17 protein-coding genes and 1 tRNA gene are annotated in these 17,468 nt (G+C 69.0%); 8 read left to right on the plus strand and 10 right to left on the minus strand.

What is annotated here, in order from left to right; genetic code table 11:
* Positions 1-201: 201 nt before the first annotated feature.
* Positions 202-579: a winged helix-turn-helix transcriptional regulator gene (locus ACMTAK_RS25735; protein ID WP_413808398.1), complete on the minus strand. Its 378-nt coding sequence runs from the start codon at positions 577-579 to the stop codon at positions 202-204.
* Between the two features lie 114 nt (positions 580-693).
* Here ACMTAK_RS25735 and ACMTAK_RS25740 point away from each other — a divergent pair, with 114 nt between their 5' ends.
* Positions 694-1,350: an FMN-dependent NADH-azoreductase gene (locus tag ACMTAK_RS25740; RefSeq protein WP_413808399.1), complete on the plus strand. Its 657-nt coding sequence runs from the start codon at positions 694-696 to the stop codon at positions 1,348-1,350.
* Positions 1,351-1,559: 209 nt separating this feature from the next.
* Here the strand turns inward: ACMTAK_RS25740 and ACMTAK_RS25745 are convergent.
* Positions 1,560-1,646 (minus strand) — tRNA-Leu (locus tag ACMTAK_RS25745).
* Between the two features lie 326 nt (positions 1,647-1,972).
* Here ACMTAK_RS25745 and ACMTAK_RS25750 point away from each other — a divergent pair.
* From ACMTAK_RS25750 to pknB, 6 genes are all read left to right on the plus strand, one after another.
* Positions 1,973-2,818 (plus strand): FhaA domain-containing protein, encoded by an 846-nt coding sequence (locus tag ACMTAK_RS25750; protein WP_413808400.1) that lies wholly within the window; start codon positions 1,973-1,975, stop codon positions 2,816-2,818.
* A 10-nt stretch (positions 2,819-2,828) separates the two neighbouring features.
* Positions 2,829-3,353: an FHA domain-containing protein FhaB/FipA gene (locus ACMTAK_RS25755; RefSeq protein WP_198278847.1), complete on the plus strand. Its 525-nt coding sequence runs from the start codon at positions 2,829-2,831 to the stop codon at positions 3,351-3,353.
* 75 nt (positions 3,354-3,428) lie between these two features.
* Complete coding sequence (locus tag ACMTAK_RS25760) at positions 3,429-5,024, plus strand: PP2C family protein-serine/threonine phosphatase (protein WP_413812992.1); 1,596 nt, start codon at positions 3,429-3,431, stop codon at positions 5,022-5,024.
* 22 nt (positions 5,025-5,046) lie between these two features.
* Positions 5,047-6,459 (plus strand): FtsW/RodA/SpoVE family cell cycle protein, encoded by a 1,413-nt coding sequence (locus ACMTAK_RS25765; protein ID WP_413808401.1) that lies wholly within the window; start codon positions 5,047-5,049, stop codon positions 6,457-6,459.
* Positions 6,456-7,928 (plus strand): peptidoglycan D,D-transpeptidase FtsI family protein, encoded by a 1,473-nt coding sequence (locus tag ACMTAK_RS25770; RefSeq protein WP_413808402.1) that lies wholly within the window; start codon positions 6,456-6,458, stop codon positions 7,926-7,928. The genes ACMTAK_RS25765 and ACMTAK_RS25770 overlap by 4 nt, the downstream gene beginning before the upstream one ends.
* 165 nt (positions 7,929-8,093) lie before the next feature.
* The gene (pknB, locus tag ACMTAK_RS25775; protein ID WP_413808403.1) at positions 8,094-10,112 is read left to right on the plus strand and encodes a Stk1 family PASTA domain-containing Ser/Thr kinase; all 2,019 of its coding nucleotides are present in this window, start codon (positions 8,094-8,096) and stop codon (positions 10,110-10,112) included.
* Between the two features lie 87 nt (positions 10,113-10,199).
* On the opposite strand, the gene ACMTAK_RS25780 is transcribed toward pknB, so the two are convergent.
* The 6 genes from ACMTAK_RS25780 to ACMTAK_RS25805 all read right to left on the minus strand — a co-directional run bounded on the left by ACMTAK_RS25780 (position 10,200) and on the right by ACMTAK_RS25805 (position 15,038).
* The gene (locus ACMTAK_RS25780; RefSeq protein WP_413808404.1) at positions 10,200-10,940 is read right to left on the minus strand and encodes a class E sortase; all 741 of its coding nucleotides are present in this window, start codon (positions 10,938-10,940) and stop codon (positions 10,200-10,202) included.
* 41 nt (positions 10,941-10,981) lie between these two features.
* The gene (locus tag ACMTAK_RS25785) at positions 10,982-12,631 is read right to left on the minus strand and encodes a class E sortase (protein ID WP_413808405.1); all 1,650 of its coding nucleotides are present in this window, start codon (positions 12,629-12,631) and stop codon (positions 10,982-10,984) included.
* A complete protein-coding gene (locus ACMTAK_RS25790; RefSeq protein ID WP_413808406.1) occupies positions 12,628-13,278 on the minus strand; it encodes an aminodeoxychorismate/anthranilate synthase component II in 651 nt (216 codons plus the stop codon). Before ACMTAK_RS25790 ends, ACMTAK_RS25785 begins: the two co-directional genes overlap by 4 nt.
* The gene (locus tag ACMTAK_RS25795) at positions 13,275-13,466 is read right to left on the minus strand and encodes a hypothetical protein (RefSeq protein ID WP_143678402.1); all 192 of its coding nucleotides are present in this window, start codon (positions 13,464-13,466) and stop codon (positions 13,275-13,277) included. The genes ACMTAK_RS25790 and ACMTAK_RS25795 overlap by 4 nt, the downstream gene beginning before the upstream one ends.
* A 69-nt stretch (positions 13,467-13,535) precedes the next feature.
* Positions 13,536-14,213: a class E sortase gene (locus tag ACMTAK_RS25800; RefSeq protein WP_413808407.1), complete on the minus strand. Its 678-nt coding sequence runs from the start codon at positions 14,211-14,213 to the stop codon at positions 13,536-13,538.
* A 54-nt stretch (positions 14,214-14,267) separates the two neighbouring features.
* Positions 14,268-15,038, minus strand: coding sequence for a DUF881 domain-containing protein (locus ACMTAK_RS25805; RefSeq protein ID WP_413808408.1), 771 nt, complete (start codon positions 15,036-15,038; stop codon positions 14,268-14,270).
* A 145-nt stretch (positions 15,039-15,183) separates the two neighbouring features.
* Here ACMTAK_RS25805 and crgA point away from each other — a divergent pair, with 145 nt between their 5' ends.
* A complete protein-coding gene (gene crgA, locus ACMTAK_RS25810; RefSeq protein ID WP_020869949.1) occupies positions 15,184-15,441 on the plus strand; it encodes a cell division protein CrgA in 258 nt (85 codons plus the stop codon).
* Between the two features lie 317 nt (positions 15,442-15,758).
* Here the strand turns inward: crgA and ACMTAK_RS25815 are convergent, their stop codons facing one another.
* The gene (locus ACMTAK_RS25815; RefSeq protein ID WP_413808409.1) at positions 15,759-16,643 is read right to left on the minus strand and encodes a rhomboid family intramembrane serine protease; all 885 of its coding nucleotides are present in this window, start codon (positions 16,641-16,643) and stop codon (positions 15,759-15,761) included.
* 129 nt (positions 16,644-16,772) lie between these two features.
* Positions 16,773-17,306, minus strand: a complete 534-nt coding sequence (locus ACMTAK_RS25820) for a peptidylprolyl isomerase (protein WP_121825279.1) — start codon at positions 17,304-17,306, stop codon at positions 16,773-16,775.
* Between the last annotated feature and the right edge of the window lie 162 nt (positions 17,307-17,468).

Below are 17,468 nucleotides of genomic sequence, written 5' to 3' on the forward strand. Positions count from 1 at the left end.
CCCTTCTCGCACACGACATCGACTGAATCGACTGAGCCGACCGTACCCCCTGTCGCCCCACCCCGTCAGAGCCTGTGGAAAACCTTGACGATCATGACGAAACCCCAGATCAGAGGCGGCTCCCGGACCGGAAGCCGGGCCCGAAGCCGGAAGGCGAACCCCGATCAGAAGCCGGGCCCCCGAATCAGAACGTGATCCGGCTCAGCCCCGGAACTGCTTCGGGCAGTCCTCGCCGCCCGAGGGCAGGTGGTTCTCCGCCCACCGCGACAGTTCCTTCAGCGCGGGCTCCAGCGCGTTCCCCGCGTCCGTCAGCCGGTAGGCCACCCGCAGCGGCGGTCCGGCGTCGACCTCCCGCACCACCAGGCCCGCCGTGGCGAGCTCGGTGAGCCGGTCCGACAGCATCCGCTCGCTGATCCCCGGAATGGCCCGCCGCAGGTCGGCGAAGTACGCCGCCCGCTCCGTCAGCACGGCCACGATCAGCCCCGTCCATCGCTTGCCGAACAGCTCGAAGAACCGCGTCATCTCGCCGTCGACCTGCTTGCAGGCCTGCTCGCTGTGGTCCCCACGATCCTTCGCCATGGAATACAGAGTACTGCGTTCTGGTTCGGGACTACGAAAAAGTAAGCTACTGTGCCTTCTGTAGGTACGTAGGTATTACTGGCTCCTTCCCGAGCCTTGTCATTGGAGGCATCCATGCCGACTCTTCTGCACATCGACACCTCCGTCTTCCCCGGCGAAGCCTCCGCTTCCCGCTCGGTCACGGCCACCTTCCGCAAGGAATGGGAAGCCCAGCACCCGAACGGCACGGTGATCTATCGCGACCTGGCCGCCGAGCCGCTGCCGCACCTGGACGGCCTCGCGGCCGCCGCCGGTTTCGCCGCCCCCGACCAGCGCTCCCCCGAGCAGCACGCCGCCTTCGCCCTGCGCGAGACCCTTGCCGGCGAGCTCGAGCAGGCCGACGTGGTCCTGATCGGCGCTCCGATGTACAACTTCACGATTCCCTCCACCCTCAAGGCGTGGCTGGACCACGTGATCATCATGGGCCGCACCGCGGGCGCCGAGGAGACCACCACCTCGGGCACCCCGACGATCGTCGTCGCCAGCCGCGGCGGCGGTTACGGTCCGGGCACCCCGCGGGAGAGCTTCGAGTTCGTGACGAACTACCTCGGGAAGGCGCTGGGCGACGGCCTCGGCCTCGATGTCACCTTCGTTGTGCCGGAACTCACGTTGGCCCGCAGCAATCCGGCCATGGCCGACCTGGTCGAGCTCTCGGACGCCTCCAAGGCGAAGGCCCATGAGGACGTCGCGGCCAAGGCCAAGGAGCTCGCCACGCGCTTCGCTGCCGCCTGATCCGACCGATCGGCCCGACCCGACTGATCCGGTCCCACCGGAGATCAGGTCACGCCGGACATCAGGCCGCAGGGGCCTCCTCTTCCCCGGGAGGCCCCTGCCGCTTTCTCAGGAAGCCTGTTTCCCAGGAAGCCTGGAAGACTCCTGCCACAAACGCGAAGCGGGCCCCTCCGAGCGACTTTCGTCACTCCGGAGAGACCCGCTCCGACTGGTGCGCGAGGGGGGAGTTGAACCCCCACGCCCTTTCGGGCACTGGAACCTGAATCCAGCGCGTCTGCCTATTCCGCCACCCGCGCATGGGTGCTGCCGTCCGGCCACTCTCCCCGCTCCCCGGCTCGATGTTCTTGATCCGTCCGGTTCGTGTGGAGCGCCTTCCGACATCCAGAACATTAGCACGCCCCTCGGGGTGCAATCACACCCGTTACCGAGGCCCCCGCCCCCACCCGTCCGTAGAGCGTCACGGTTGCGGGACACTGTCGTCAGGGCACCTCTACGATCCCTGTGAGAGGTGACACTGCTCCACAGGGCCAGGAAGGGGAACCACCCGATTTCCCGACGCGTGGATACGATCAGTAAGCAGTACCAGGACGACCCAGAGCACGACTGAGGAAGGAGGTGCCCGGTGGGAGTACTGAAACGCTTCGAGCAGCGTCTCGAGGGCCTCGTGAACGGCACCTTCGCCAAGGTGTTCAAGTCCGAGGTCCAGCCGGTCGAGATCGCCGGGGCGCTCCAGCGCGAGTGCGACAACAACGCCACGATCTGGAACCGCGACCGGACGGTCGTCCCCAACGACTTCATCGTCGAGCTGAGCGCGCCCGACTACGAGCGGCTCAGCCCGTATTCCGGACAGCTCGGCGACGAGCTGGCCGGTATGGTCCGCGACTACGCCAAGCAGCAGCGATACACCTTCATGGGCGCCATCAAGGTGCATCTGCAGAAGGCCGAGGACCTCGACACCGGCCTGTACCGGGTGCGCAGCCGGACCCTGGCCTCCAGCGAGTCCCAGAGCCCGGAGCAGGCGCCGGGCCGCGCCGGCGCCGGAGCGGCCCCGCAGCAGCGCCCCGGCGGTTACGGCTACCCCGCCCAGCCCGCCGGTGCCCCGCCGATGCCGTCCGCGCCCCCCGGCGCCCGTCCGGCGCCTCGCGGCGGCGGAGCGGCGGCCGGCGTCGGAGCCCAGCCGCAGGGTCAGACCCGCCGCTGGATCGAGATCAACGGCACCCGCCACCAGATCTCCCGGCCCACGCTCGTCCTGGGCCGCTCCACCGACGCTGACGTGCGGATCGACGACCCCGGTGTCTCCCGCAGACACTGCGAGATCCGGGTCGGAACCCCACCGACCATCCAGGATCTCGGGTCGACGAACGGCATCGTGGTGGACGGACAGCACACCACGCGCGCTACGCTCCGCGACGGCTCGCGGATCGTCGTGGGCAGCACCACCATCGTTTACCGGCAAGCCGAAGGGTGAAGCGGGGGCAATGTCAGAGCTGACCCTCACGGTCATGCGGTTGGGTTTCCTCGCCGTACTGTGGCTGTTCGTCATCGTGGCCGTCCAGGTCATCCGCAGCGACCTGTTCGGGACCCGCGTGACCCAGCGCGGTTCGGCGCGGCGCGGCGCCCCCGACCGGCCGCAGGCCCAGCAACAGCAGCGGCAGCAGAGCGCGCCACCGCCGCAGCGCCAGCAGTCCGGGGGCCGCCGCGGCCGCGGTGCCCCCACCAAGCTGGTGGTCTCCGAGGGCACGCTCACCGGCACCACGGTCGCCCTGCAGGGGCAGACCATCACCCTCGGCCGTGCGCACGATTCAACAATCGTGCTGGACGACGACTACGCCTCCAGCCGGCATGCCAGGATCTACCCGGACCGTGACGGCCAGTGGATCGTCGAGGATCTCGGGTCCACCAACGGCACCTATCTCGACCGGACCCGACTCACCACACCGACACCGATTCCGCTGGGTGCGCCGATCCGTATCGGCAAGACCGTCATCGAGCTGCGGAAGTAGTAGGACCATGACGACCGGAGGGTGGGCAGCGTGGTTGGCAAGGGGCTGTACCCGGAGCCGACGGGCGAGGTGCGCATGAGTCTGTCACTGCGTTTCGCGGCCGGATCGCACAAGGGCATGATCCGGGAGGGCAACGAGGACTCCGGCTACGCCGGTCCCCGGCTGCTCGCGATCGCCGACGGCATGGGTGGCCAGGCCGCCGGCGAGGTCGCCAGCTCCGAGGTGATCTCCACCCTCGTCCAGCTCGACGACGACGTCCCGGGCTCGGACATTCTGACCTCCCTCGGCACCGCCGTGCAGCGGGCCAATGATCAGCTGCGCGTCATGGTCGAGGAGGACCCGCAGCTGGAGGGCATGGGCACCACGCTGACCGCCCTGCTGTGGACCGGCCAGCGGCTCGGTCTGGTGCATGTCGGCGACTCGCGCGCGTATCTGCTGCGCGACGGGGTGCTCACCCAGATCACCCAGGACCACACATGGGTGCAGCGCCTGGTCGACGAGGGCCGGATCACCGAGGAGGAGGCGGGCACCCACCCGCAGCGCTCCCTGCTGATGCGCGCGCTGGGCAGCGGCGACCACGTCGAGCCCGATCTGTCCATCCGCGAGGTCCGGGCCGGTGACCGCTATCTGATCTGCTCCGACGGCCTGTCCGGCGTCGTGAGCCACCAGACCCTCGAGGACACCCTCGCCAACTACCAGGGCCCGCACGAGACCGTGCAGGACCTGATCCAGCTCGCGCTGCGCGGCGGCGGCCCCGACAACATCACCTGCATCGTCGCCGACGTCCTGGACGTCGACGGCGCCGACACCCTCGCCGCCCAGCTCAACGACACTCCCGTGATCGTGGGCGCGGTCGCCGAGAACCAGATCCCGCTCGGGGACGGCGGTGCCGCGCACACCCCCGCGGGCCGGGCCGCCGAGCTCGGCCGGTCCGTACCGCCGCAGCAGGGCGACGCGCACGGCGGCTTCGGACCGCCCGGCAGCGGCGATCCGGCCATCGGCGGTGTGCCGCAGGGCAGTTACGGCGACTACGCCGACGGCGACTTCACCAAGAAGAGCGGCCGCAAGACATGGGCCAAGCGGTCGCTCTTCATCGTGCTCGGCCTCGCCGTGATCGGTGGCGGCCTCTACGGCGGCTATCGCTGGACCCAGACGCAGTACTACGTGGGCTCCAACGGCGACCATGTCGCGATCTACCAGGGCATCAGCCAGGATCTGGCCTGGATCAAGCTCAACAAGGTCCATGAGGACCACCGCGAGATCGAACTCAAGTACCTCCCGCCCGACCAGCGCGGCCGTGTGGAGGACACCATCACGGTCAGCGGACTGGGCCAGGCCCAGGACAAGACCAAGGACCTCGCCACCCTCGCCAGCGCCTGCAAGAAGGCCGATGCCCAGGAGAAAGCCGAGGAGAGCCAGAAGGACCTCACCGGCGGTGACAAGGGCAAGGGCGACAAGTCACCCAGTGGCGGCGCCTCCAACAGCGCCGACCCGTCCGGGAGCAGCAGTGGCAAGCCCGGGGACCAGAAGACCGAGAACCAGCTCGGGACGCGCGCCGCCAAGGCCACCACCAAGCCCACGCCGACGACGTCTCCCACTCCGAAGCCCGGCCCCACCCTCTCGGAGGAGGAGAAGAAGTTGGTCCCGCAGTGCAGCAGCGCCCAGCAGTGAAGCCGTAAGGGGCCGTCCACCCATGAGCAGTAGTACGACCAATACGACGACGATCAGTACGGCCGGGCCGCCGAGCAGGCGGAACACCGAGCTGGCCATGCTCGTCTTCGCGGTGATCATTCCGGTCTTCGCCTACGCCAACGCGGGCCTGGCGCTCAGCGACGAGATGCCCTCCGGCATGCTCAGCTACGGCCTCGGGCTCGGTCTGCTGGCCGGCGTCGGCCATCTGGTGGTCCGGAAGTTCGCGCCGTACGCGGACCCGCTGCTGCTGCCGATCGCCACGCTCCTCAACGGGCTGGGGCTGGTGCTCATCTGGCGGCTGGACCAGTCCAGGCGGCTGGCCCAGCGGGCGAAGGACGCCGGGCTGGCCTTCGCGCCCTCGGCCCCCAACCAGCTGATCTACTCGGCGCTGGGCGTCGCCCTCTTCGTCGGCGTGCTGATCCTGCTCAAGGACCACCGCCTCCTCCAGCGCTACACCTACATCTCCATGGTGGCGGCGCTGATCCTGCTGATCCTTCCGATGTTCTTCCCGGCGCGTTTCGGCGCCCGCATCTGGATCACCGTCGGCAGCTTCTCCATCCAGCCCGGTGAGTTCGCCAAGATCATCATCGCCGTGTTCTTCTCCGGCTATCTGATGGTCAAGCGGGACGCGCTCGCCCTGGCCAGCCGCCGCTTCATGGGGCTGTACCTGCCGCGCGGCCGCGACCTCGGCCCGATCCTGGTGGTCTGGGGGATGAGCATCCTCATCCTGGTCTTCGAGACCGACCTGGGCACCTCGCTGCTGTTCTTCGGCCTCTTCGTCGTGATGCTGTACGTCGCCACCGAGCGCACCAGCTGGATCGTCTTCGGTCTGCTGATGTCCGCGGCCGGAGCGGTCGGCGTCGCCACCTTCGAACCGCACGTCCAGTCGCGTGTGGACGCCTGGCTCCAGCCCTTCGAGGTGGCCAAGAACGGAGGCAGTGACCAGATCGCCCAGGCGCTGATGGCCTTCGGCTCCGGCGGCGTCTTCGGCACCGGCCTCGGCCAGGGCAACTCCGACCTCATCGGCTTCGCCGCCAACTCCGACTTCATCCTGGCCACGGTCGGCGAGGAGCTCGGGCTCGCGGGCACCATGGGGCTCCTGCTGCTCTACGGCCTGATCGTGGAGCGCGGTGTGCGCACCGCCCTCGCCGCCCGTGACCCGTTCGGCAAGCTGCTCGCCATCGGCCTGTCCGCGGCCTTCGCCATCCAGGTCTTCGTCGTCGCGGGCGGTGTGATGGGCCTCATCCCGCTGACCGGTATGACCATGCCGTTCATCGCGCAGGGTGGTTCGTCCGTCATCGCCAACTGGGCGCTCGTCGCCATTCTGATCAAGGTCAGCGACACCGCGCGCCGCCCGGCGCCGGCGCCCGCCCCCACCACTGACGCCGAGATGACCCAGGTGGTCCGACCGTGAACAAGCCCCTGCGCCGAATCGCGATCTTCTGCGGACTCCTCGTCCTCGCCCTGCTGGTGCGGGACAACTGGATCCAGTACGTCCAGGCCGACGAGCTGAAGAACCGCGACGGAAACCACCGGGTTCTGATCGCCCGTTACAGCCAGCCGCGCGGCAACATCATCGTCGACGGCCAGCCGATCACCGGATCCGCCGAGACCAACGGCATCGACTTCAAGTACAAGCGCACCTACAAGGACGGCCCCATGTGGGCGCCGGTCACGGGCTACGCCTCGCAGGCGTACGACGCCAACCAGATCGAGAAGATCGAGGACGGCATCCTTACGGGCAACGACGACCGCCTCTTCTTCAACCGGACGATCGACATGATCACCGGCAAGAAGCAGAAGGGCGGCGACGTCATCACCACCCTGAACCGCAAGGCCCAGGAGGCCGCGTTCAAGGGCCTCGGTGAGAAGAAGGGCGCCGTCGCCGCGCTCGACCCGCGCACCGGCAAGATCCTGGCCCTCGCCTCCACCCCGAGCTACGACCCGTCGAAGATCGCGGGCGCCACCTCCAAGGACAAGGAGGCGTGGATCGGGCTCCAGCCGAAGAAGTCCAAGGACGACCCGATGCTCAACCGGGCGCTCCGTCAGACCTACCCGCCCGGCTCGACCTTCAAGGTCGTCACCGCCGCGGCCGCGCTGGAGAACGGCAAGTACACCGACATCGACGCGCCGACCAACTCGCCGGACCCCTGGAAGCTCCCGCTGTCCACCCAGCCCCTGCCCAACGAGGGGAACATCCCCTGCAAGAACGCCTCGCTGCGGCAGGCACTCCGCTACTCCTGCAACACGGTCTTCGGCAAGCTCGGTGACGACCTCGGCAAGGAGGAGATGCGGAAGGAGGCGGAGAAGTTCGGCTTCAACGAGACGGTCGACACCCCCGTCCGCGCCTACTCCAGCGTCTACCCCGAGGACATGGACCGTCCTGGCAACGCGATGTCGGCCATCGGCCAGTTCGACAACCGGGCCACCCCGCTGCAGATGGCGATGGTCGCCGCCGCTGTCGCCAACGACGGCAAGCTGATGAAGCCGTACATGGTCGACTCGCTGCGCGCCCCCAACCTCAACACCATCGAGCAGACCGACCCGGAGCAGATGAGCCAGCCGCTCAGCTCGGAGAACGCCCAGAAGCTGCAGAGCATGATGGAGACCGTGGTCAAGGAGGGCACCGGCACCAGCGCCCAGATCCCGGGCGTCACGGTCGGTGGCAAGACCGGCACCGCCCAGCACGGCGTCGCCAACAGCAAGAACCCCTATGCGTGGTTCATCTCCTACGCCAAGGGGGACGACGGCTCGCCGGTCGCGGTCGCGGTCGTCATCGAAGGGTCCGACACCCTCCGCGGCGACATCGCCGGTGGCAAGCTGGCCGCGCCGATCGCCAAGAGCGTGATGCAGGCCGTACTGGAAACCGAGCGCGACAAGTGACCCCCGTCACGTCCGGATACCAATCCCGCACGTCGCCGTACCGGTCCGGTATCAGATAGCCACTGAGGCCGGGTCCCGTAAGACGTGCCGGGTACGGTATGCGCGAGCAGCACTTCGCCGGCCCGCAGGTGCGGCCGGGAACCACGGAAGAGGGCTGGAGTAGCTATGGAAGAGCCGCGTCGCCTCGGCGGCCGGTATGAGCTGGGCTCAGTGCTCGGCCGCGGTGGCATGGCGGAGGTCTACCTCGCGCACGACACCCGCCTCGGCCGTACTGTCGCTGTGAAGACGCTCCGGGCGGACCTCGCTCGCGATCCGTCCTTCCAGGCCCGGTTCCGCCGAGAGGCCCAGTCGGCCGCCTCGCTCAACCATCCCGCGATCGTCGCGGTCTACGACACCGGCGAGGACTACGTCGACGGCGTCTCGATCCCGTACATCGTGATGGAGTACGTCGACGGTTCCACGCTGCGTGAGCTCCTCCACTCGGGCAGAAAGCTGCTCCCCGAGCGCTCGCTGGAGATGACCACCGGCATCCTCCAGGCCCTCGAGTACTCGCATCGCAACAACATCGTCCACCGGGACATCAAGCCTGCCAACGTCATGCTCACGCGGGACGGCCAGGTCAAGGTGATGGACTTCGGCATCGCCCGGGCCATGGGCGATGCCGGTATGACCATGACGCAGACGGCCGCCGTCATCGGCACCGCCCAGTACCTCTCCCCCGAGCAGGCCAAGGGCGAGACCGTCGACGCGCGCAGCGACCTGTACTCCACCGGCTGTCTGCTCTACGAGCTGCTGACCGTAAGGCCGCCGTTCGTGGGCGACTCCCCGGTGGCCGTCGCCTATCAGCACGTGCGGGAGGAACCGCAGCCGCCGAGCACGTACGACCCCGAGATCACCCCGGAGATGGACGCCATCGTCCTGCGGGCGCTGGTCAAGGACCCCGACTACCGCTACCAGTCGGCCGACGAGATGCGCGCCGACATCGAGGCTGCCCTGGAGGGCCAGCCGGTGGCCGCCACCGCCGCCCTGGGCGCGGTCGGCTACGGCTCCGACGACCAGCCCACCGCGATGCTGCGGCCGCAGAACTCCGGCGCCGGGGCGCAGACCTCGATGCTTCCGCCGATGCGCGAGGACGACGGCGGCTTCGGCTACGACGAGCGGCCGGACCGCGGCCGGGGGCGCGGGGGCCCCGGCAAGAAGAGCAACCTCTCCACGATCCTGCTGATCATCGCCGGGATACTGGTGCTGGTCGGTGCGATCTTCATCGGGAAGTCACTGTTCGCCGGCGGTAAGAACGACGACATGGTCCCGGTCCCCAATCTCGTCGGCAAGACGCTCGAGGACGCCAAGAGCCAAGGGGAGAACGGCGACTTCAAGGTCAAGAACGTCGGCTCCAAGTTCTGCGAGAACGCGGACAAGAACACCGTCTGTGAGCAGACCCCCAAGGGCGGCAGCGAGGTCAAGCGGTACGGCACGGTCGAGCTGACCATGTCCAAGGGCCCCAAGCCCGCGGCCAGGGTCGAGGTTCCCGACGTCCTGAACGTGCAGTACGAATCGGCCAAGCAACAGCTCGAGGCCAAGGGCTTCAACGTCGAGCAGAAGACCGAGCAGTCGGACCAGACCGCCGGCAAGGTGATCGACCAGGACCCGAAGGGCGGCAAGAAGGTCGCGAAGGGCGCCACGATCACCCTGACCGTCGCCGAGGCCCAGCAGAAGGTCGTCGTCCCGGACGTGACCACGCAGAAGGTCGAGGACGCCACGAAGTCGCTCCAGGGCAAGGGTCTCAAGGTCCAAACCCAGGAGGTCGAAAACGGCGACGTCGAGGCCGGCACGGTCACCGACCAGACGCCCAAGGGCGGCCAGGAGGTCCTGCCCGGTTCGACGGTCACGCTGACCGTCGCCAAGGAGCCCGCGCAGGGCGAGAACGTGCCGGTGCCCAACCTGGGCGGCCAGAAGCTCAAGGACGCCAAGAAGGCACTCCAGGACCTGGGCCTCAACGTGGGCAACATCGCCGGTCCGCAGGACGACAACGCCTCCGTGGTGGCCAGCCAGCCCGGCGCGGGCACCCAGGTGCCCAAGGGCCAGTCCGTGAACCTCATTACCGTCGCCGGCCAGGGTGGCAACGGCGGGAACGGCGGTGGTGACAACGGCGGAGGCATCTTCGGCGGCCAGAACGGCTTCTAGCCGGCCTCCGGGCACCGTGACACGGGGAAGCCCCCGGCACCTTCTCAGGGTGCCGGGGGCTTCTCCGTGTGCGGGGCCTGCCGGGGGCTAGCGCAGTTCCTCGGGCGGCGTGCGGTCCGCGTCGACCTTCTCGGTGCGCTCCAGCTCGCCCCACACGATGTAGCGGTGGCGGGAGGTGTAGACGGGGGTGCAGGTCGAGAGCGTGATGTAGCGGCCCGGCCGCTTCCGGCCCGACTCCTTCGGGACCGCGTCCAGCACGTCCACGTTGTACTTCGAGGTCTCCGGAAGCGTCGCGTAGACCTTGTAGACGTACCAGGTGTCGCGGGTCTCGAAGACCACCGGGTCGCCCTCATGGACCTTGTCGATGTTGTGGAACTTCGCGCCGTGCCCGTCCCGGTGCGCGGCCAGGCTGAAGTTGCCCTTCTTGGCCCACGGCATCGCGGACTTGACCGGCTTGGTGTAGTAGCCGGCCACACCGTCGTTGAGGGTCTCGGTGGCGGTGCCCTTCTTGACCAGCACCTCGCCGTTGTGCATGGACGGCACGTGCAGGAAGCCGATGCCGCTCTTGGTGTCCAGCTTGCCCGGCCCCTGCTGCGCCCAGTGCTTGCGCACCTGGTCGCCCTGCTTCTTCGCCTCGCGGTCGGCCAGGACGTTGGTCCACCACAGGGAGTAGACGACGAACAGGGCGAGGATGATCCCCGCGGTGATCAGCAGCTCGCCGAAGACGGCGATGGCCGCGGCCACCCGTCCACGGCCGGGACGGCGGCTGGGCGTTGCGGGCGGGCCGGGGTGCCGGTCCCGCCGCTCGTCGTGGTCGGTCCGTGCCACCGCGTCGTACCCCTTTTTTCTGGTTACCCGGCTGTTCCCGCTCATTCGACCAGCGCGTCCGGCTTTCCCTTGCTACGCGGCCGTTCGTCGACCATCTTGCCCCAGACGATCATCCGGTAGGTGCTGGTGAACTCCGGGGTGCAGGTGGTCAGCGTGATGTACCGCCCCGGTTCGGTGAAGCCGGAGCCGGGCGGCACCGGCTTGATGACGCCCGTGTTGGACGGCGACGTCTGCGGCAGGATGCTGCTCATCGCATAGGTGTAGTACCGGCTCTGCGTCTCGACGACGATCTCGTCGCCGGGCTTGAGGCGGTTGATGTAGCGGAACGGCTCGCCGTGGGTGTTGCGGTGCCCGGCGAGCGCGAAGTTGCCCTTCTTGTCCCACGGCATGGCGGTCTTCAGCGGCCTCTTCCCGTAGTGGCCGACCATGCCGCGGTCGAGGACCTTGTGCTTGTCGATGCCCTCCGCGATCGGGGCCTTCACATCCAGCTTGGGGATGTAGATGATCGCGAACCCCTGTCCGGGGGAGAAGGTGCCCGGGTCCCGCTCGTCGCCGCTCTCGTCCCACTTCTTCTGGAGGTTGTTCGCGGCGCCGTTGGCCTGCTGATGGGCAAGGATGTTCGTCCACCACAGCTGATAGGTGACGAAGAGCAGCATCACCACGCCGAGCGTGATGAACAGCTCGCCGACCACCCGGCTCGCCACCACCCCGGGGCTGTCCTTGCGCGCCCGCGCGGCGCGCCTGGCCTCCATACGGGTGCGGGGCCGGGCGTCCCCGGCGCTCCCCGCGCCCTCCGCGGCCCGTGTGGCGTCCGCTTCCGCCGTGCCGCCCCGGGCGCGGGAGCCATGCCTTCCGGCGCGCTTCCCGGCCCCCTGGGCGGCCCTACGGCGGGCGGCCCGGCCGCCGGGCGCGGGCTCGGAATCGCCGTGCCGGTCCGCGTCGACCTTGCGCAGCAACATGGTCTGGTCGGCGGGCGGTGCCTCCACCGCGCGCAGGGCGACCGTCTCGTCGTCGCCCCGGGGCGGCACCTGGGGCAGGACGGCCGTCTCGGCGGCCTCCGGGGCGCGTGCGGATGCCTCACCGGACCGTGGAGACGTCTCGCCGGAGCGTGGAGACGTCTCGCCGGAGCGTGGGGAGGGCCCTGGGGCGCGGGTGGGCGGCTGAGCGGTGTGTGCGGCCCCTGAGGGCCCCGAGGGGGCCGTACGGGCGCGGCGGCGCCCGGTGGGCGGCCCGGCCGCCTCAGCGGCCTCCTCCGGCCCCGAAGGGGCCGTACGGGCGCGTCTGCGCCCCGTGGGCGGCCCGGCCGCCTCCTCGCCCGAGGGGACGGTGCGAGCACGGCGACGCCCCGTGGGTGACCCAGCCGCCTCAGCGGCCTCCTCCGACCCCGCGGCGGCCGGGCGGGCACGTCGCCTGCGGCCGGTGGGCGGCGGCACGGCGAGCGACGCGGTGCCCACGGCGTGCCCCGTGGGCCCGGCCGGGGCGGAGTCCGGCAGCGGGTCGGTCAGCGGGTCCCGCGGGCCCTCCGCAGCCGCCGTCTGGAACGCGTCCGGGTCCCCATGGGCGCCATGCGCGCCAGGGGCGGCGTGCGCGCCAGGGGCGGCGTGATGCTCATGAGCCCCGTACGGCGCGTACGGGGCGGGCTCCCGGGCGCCCTGGGCGGCGCCCTCGCGCTCGGGGCGCGGTCCGGTCACTCGCCGGCCTTACCGCCGACCGCCCCGACCACCGGGGCGAGCCCCGCGGACCGCCCCACGGCATCCGTGTCCCCGCACTCCACCAGCCAGTTGGCGAGCATCCGGTGGCCCCATTCGGTGAGGACCGACTCGGGGTGGAACTGGACGCCCTCGACCCGCAGTTCACGGTGGCGCAGACCCATGGCGATGCCGGTCTCCGTCCAGGCCGTGATCTCCAGCTCGGGGGGCACCGTCCCCCGTTCCACGGCCAGCGAGTGGTAGCGGGTGGCGGTGAAGGGGGTGGGCAGCCCGCTGAAGACGCCGGTTCCCTCATGGGTCACCAGCGAGGTCTTGCCGTGCAGCAGCTCCGGGGCCCGTCCGACGACTCCGCCGTACGCGACGGCCATGGACTGCATCCCCAGGCAGACGCCGAACACCGGTACGCCGGTGCCCGCGCAGTGCCGCACCATGTCCACGCAGACTCCGGCCTCTTCCGGGGTGCCGGGCCCGGGCGACAGCAGGACCCCGTCGAAGCCGTCCTGGGCGTGGCCGAGGGAGACCTCGTCGTTCCGCACCACCTCGCACTCGGCGCCGAGCTGGTAGAGGTACTGGACGAGGTTGAAGACGAAGCTGTCGTAGTTGTCGACGACCAGGATGCGCGCGCTCATCGCGGACCCGCCATTCCCTGGTCGACCGTCACGTCGTTGAACGGCAGCAGGGGCTCCGCCCAGGGGAAGACGTACTGGAAGAGCACGAAGACGATCGCCAGCACCAGCACGAGCGAAATCAGCGCCCGCACCCATGCGTTACCCGGCAGATGCCGCCAGATCCAGCCGTACATGCCATCCCTACTCACCGATGACGAAGTCGATTGCAGCACCGGAGTGCAGCACCAGAGTAAGGGGCGAGGGGTGGGGCCGGAGGGTCAGCTGTACAAAGCCTTGGGCTTGCCTTGGGCTACGGATTGTGTCGCGTCGAGGTGTGCCCAGGCGATCAGCCGGTGACTGTGGCCCCACTCCGGCTCGCAGGTCGTCAGCGTGAGATAGCGGCCGGGGCGCCGGAAGCCGGACGCGCGCGGCACCGGATCGATCACCCCGGTGTCGGTCGGCAGGGTGCGGTAGGGCCGCCGGTCGACGCGGTAGGTGAACCAGGTGGTGCCGTCGGTCAGCACCACCGCGTCACCGGGGCGGAGCTCGGGGAAGTCCTTGAAGGGGTCGCCGTAGGTGCGCCGGTGCCCGGCGACGGCGAAGTTGCCGAGGGCGCCGAGGCGGGCGGTGCGGGAGTAGTGGCCGAGCCCCTTCTTGAGGGTGCCGGTGGCGGTGCCCTCCAGGACGGGCTTGGCCCAGTCGGCGCCGAACCGCGGGATGTACATGATCGAGAAGGAGGCGCCTGGCTCGTAGCGGCGGGGCTTCGACGAGGGCTCGGCGCCCGCGCTGACCGTGCCGCTGGCCCAGCGGTCCTGGAGGTGGTCGATCTCGCCGTCCATGGCGCGGTCGGCCCGTACGGAGGTCCAGTACAGGACGTAGACCACCAAAAGGATGATCAGAGCTCCGACGGTGACGCAGATCTCACTGAGCGTCCTGACGATCAGCCGCGTTCTCATCGGCTCCCCACTGTCCGCCCGGCTGACCCGGCGCCGCACGCCGGTCCGCCGGTGCTATCCGATGGGCTGTGCCTGGTGCAGATCCACTGTGCCGGAGTAGCCGGGAAGAGTCACCGTGTCGTGCTGGTCGACTTTCCAGCCGAGGCCGTACGCGTCGACATAGCTGCGGTAGTTCTGGATCGCGGGTGAGGCGGCGAGGGCGGCGCCCAGCTTGTCCCTGTCACCCACGGCGGTGACCTTGTAGGGCGGCGAGTAGACCTGGCCCTGGAGGATCAGGGTGTTGCCGACGCAGCGCACCGCGCTGGTGGAGATCAGCCGCTGGTCCATGACCTTGATCCCCTCGGCGCCGCCCTGCCACAGCGCGTTGACCACGGCCTGGAGGTCCTGCTGGTGGATGACGAGATCGTTGGGCTGGGGATCCGGGACGCCGGGGATCTGCGGGGTGGCGTTCGGCGGGGCGTCGGTGAGGGTGACGGTGAGCCCGGGGCCGGTGAGTTTCTTGGTGCCGGCGGCCTCCTCCAGCTCGGCCAGCTTGCGGCGCTCGGCCTGGGTGCTGCCGTTGTCCCGCCGGGCGAGGGCGTCGACCTCGGAGCGTATTTTGGCGGTGCTGTCGTCCAGGGTGCCGTTCTTACGGCTGCGCTCCTGGATGAGGTCGGAGAGCCGCAGCATCGATTCATCACTGCGGAGATTGGTGCCCTGAGCCGTGTTGAAACTGGTCCAGAAGATCAACCCGGCCAGTGCGAAGACCGCTCCGGTCAGCAGCCGTACGGGGCGGAACCGGGGGCGGCGGGACGCCGGGGCGGGGGAGTCAGCGGAATTGCTCAACGTACCCTTACTCCTTACGACGCCGCGGAAGGACTACGCTAACGGACGTGTGGGGGAGGGACGTGGTCCCCGTCGCTGTCCCGCCCCGGCGCCGTCCGTACACATCCCCGCGCGGTCACGCAGCGCATCGACAGGAGAGTTCCTCGTGCCGAAGTCACGGATCCGCAAGAAGGACGACTTCACGCCGCCGCCGGCGAAGCAGGCAGCCAGCATCAGTCTGAACAGCGGCCGCCGGTGGGTGGCGCCGCTGATGCTGGCCATGTTCCTGATCGGCCTCGCGTGGATCGTCATCTTCTACGTGACCACGGGGGACATGCCGGTCGAATCGCTGGGCAACTGGAACATCGTGGTCGGCTTCGGCTTCATCGCCGCGGGGTTCGTCGTCTCCACCCAGTGGAAGTAATCCGGCGGTCCCCACGCCCGTCCCCAGGTTGTCCACAGAGTTATCCACAGCCGGGGAAAACTCAGAAGATCTGTGGATAACCCCTGCCGTGTTGACGCCGGTGTGACCGGTGACGGGCATCTGTTCGATCGTTCATACCCCCGCCTTCCTGCGAAAACGCAGGTCAGTCGGGGGGTGTACGCAAGTTCTCCACAGGTTGCGTAAGATCCGCCACGCGCTGTGGACAACTGACCAGGTCCAGCTCGTCCCAGGTGGCCTATGGCCGACCGCTCATCGGTCGGCCGCTCCGCTCGGTCGATGAGCTTCAGCCGACGGTTTCAGCCGGTGAGCTGCACCGTCCGGATCCACACCACCGCGACGATCGCGAGCAGCACCAGGACGCAGGTCCCCCGCTGCACCAGTGCCCGCTTCTCCCGGGGCGCGTGCACCATCCCGTACGCCACCACCGTGCCCGCGACCAGACCGCCGACATGGGCCTGCCAGGCGATGCCGGACCAGGTGAAGGTGAAGAGCAGATTCAGCGCCAGCAGCGCGATGACCGGCCGCATGTCGTAGTTCAGCCGACGCATCAGCACGGCGGTGGCGCCGAGCAGGCCGAAGATCGCGCCGGAGGCACCCAGCGACGGCTGGTTCTGGGCGGCCAGGAGATACGACAGCGCGCTGCCGCCCAGCCCCGACAGCATGTAGAGCACGATGAAGCGGACACGGCCGAGCGCGGCCTCCAGCGGGCCGCCGATCCACCACAGCGAGAGCATGTTGAAGGCGATGTGCATCAGCTGCTGGTGGAGGAAGACCGAGGTCACCAGCCGCCACCACTGGCCCTCGGCGACGCCGACGATCTGCACCGTGCCGGGATCGTAGGCCCGGCCGACCAGGTCGAGATCGTTCACCAGCCGGTCGCCCGCGGACAGCGCGGCGAGCCATACCGCGATGTTGATGGCCACCAGGATCTTGGTGATCAGCCGGGGGTCCGAGGCCATCGTGCCGCCGGCCAGGGTGCGCGGCTGGGCGGCGCGCGGCGAGGGGCCGGCGGCCGGGGCCCCGGATCCGGCGGACGCCCGTCCGCTCACGCACTCGGGGCACTGGAACCCCACAGACGCGCTGATCATGCACTCGGGGCAGATCGGGCGCTCACAGCGGGTGCAGCTGATGCCGGTCTCCCGCTGAGGGTGCCGGTAGCAACAGACCGCCTGGTCCTCCATGGTGTCCCCTCGCCCCTTGTCCACTTCTGATCGGGCGTTCCCCCGCCCCGCTTGTTCACACGGACACTTGTTCACACGGACAAGCGGGGCATGAAAGTTCCCCGTACGGGTTCAGCCCCCCGTTCGGGTTCAGCCCTCGCGCGTCTCCACCACGACCGACTCGATGACGACGTCCTGGAGCGGACGGTCGGTGCGCGGGTTGGTCGCGGTGCCCGCGATCGCGTCGACGACCTTCTTGCTGCCCTCGTCGACGACCTCGCCGAAGATGGTGTGCTTACCGGTCAGCCACGCGGTCGGGGAGACCGTGATGAAGAACTGCGAGCCGTTGGTGCCCGGGCCCGCGTTGGCCATCGCCAGCAGGTACGGCTTGTTGAAGGCCAGGTCCGGGTGGAACTCGTCACCGAACTCATAGCCGGGACCACCGGTCCCGTTGCCCAGCGGGTCACCGCCCTGGATCATGAAGCCACTGATCACCCTGTGGAAGACGGTGCCGTCGTAGAGCTTCTCCTTGGCCTTCTTGCCAGTGGCTGGGTGAGTCCACTCACGACTGCCTTCGGCCAGTTCGACAAAGTTCTTGACCGTCTTGGGCGCGTGATTCGGCAGCAGCCGGACCACGATGTCGCCGTTGTTCGTCTTCAGGGTGGCGTATAGCTGCTCGGCCACGATCAACCTTCCATCGTTTTCACTTACGTCTCCTGATCCTCGCACGGACGCAAGGTGGACGAGTAGCCGCTGAGGCGGCGCCGGGCGCGCCGATCCGCGTGGTTTCCACGAGAATCTTTCCTATGACCCAGATGCCCGATCACACATGCTGGTCATGGATCG

It is taken from the genome of Streptomyces lacaronensis, assembly GCF_047337785.1.
GTDB lineage: Bacteria > Actinomycetota > Actinomycetes > Streptomycetales > Streptomycetaceae > Streptomyces > Streptomyces lycopersici.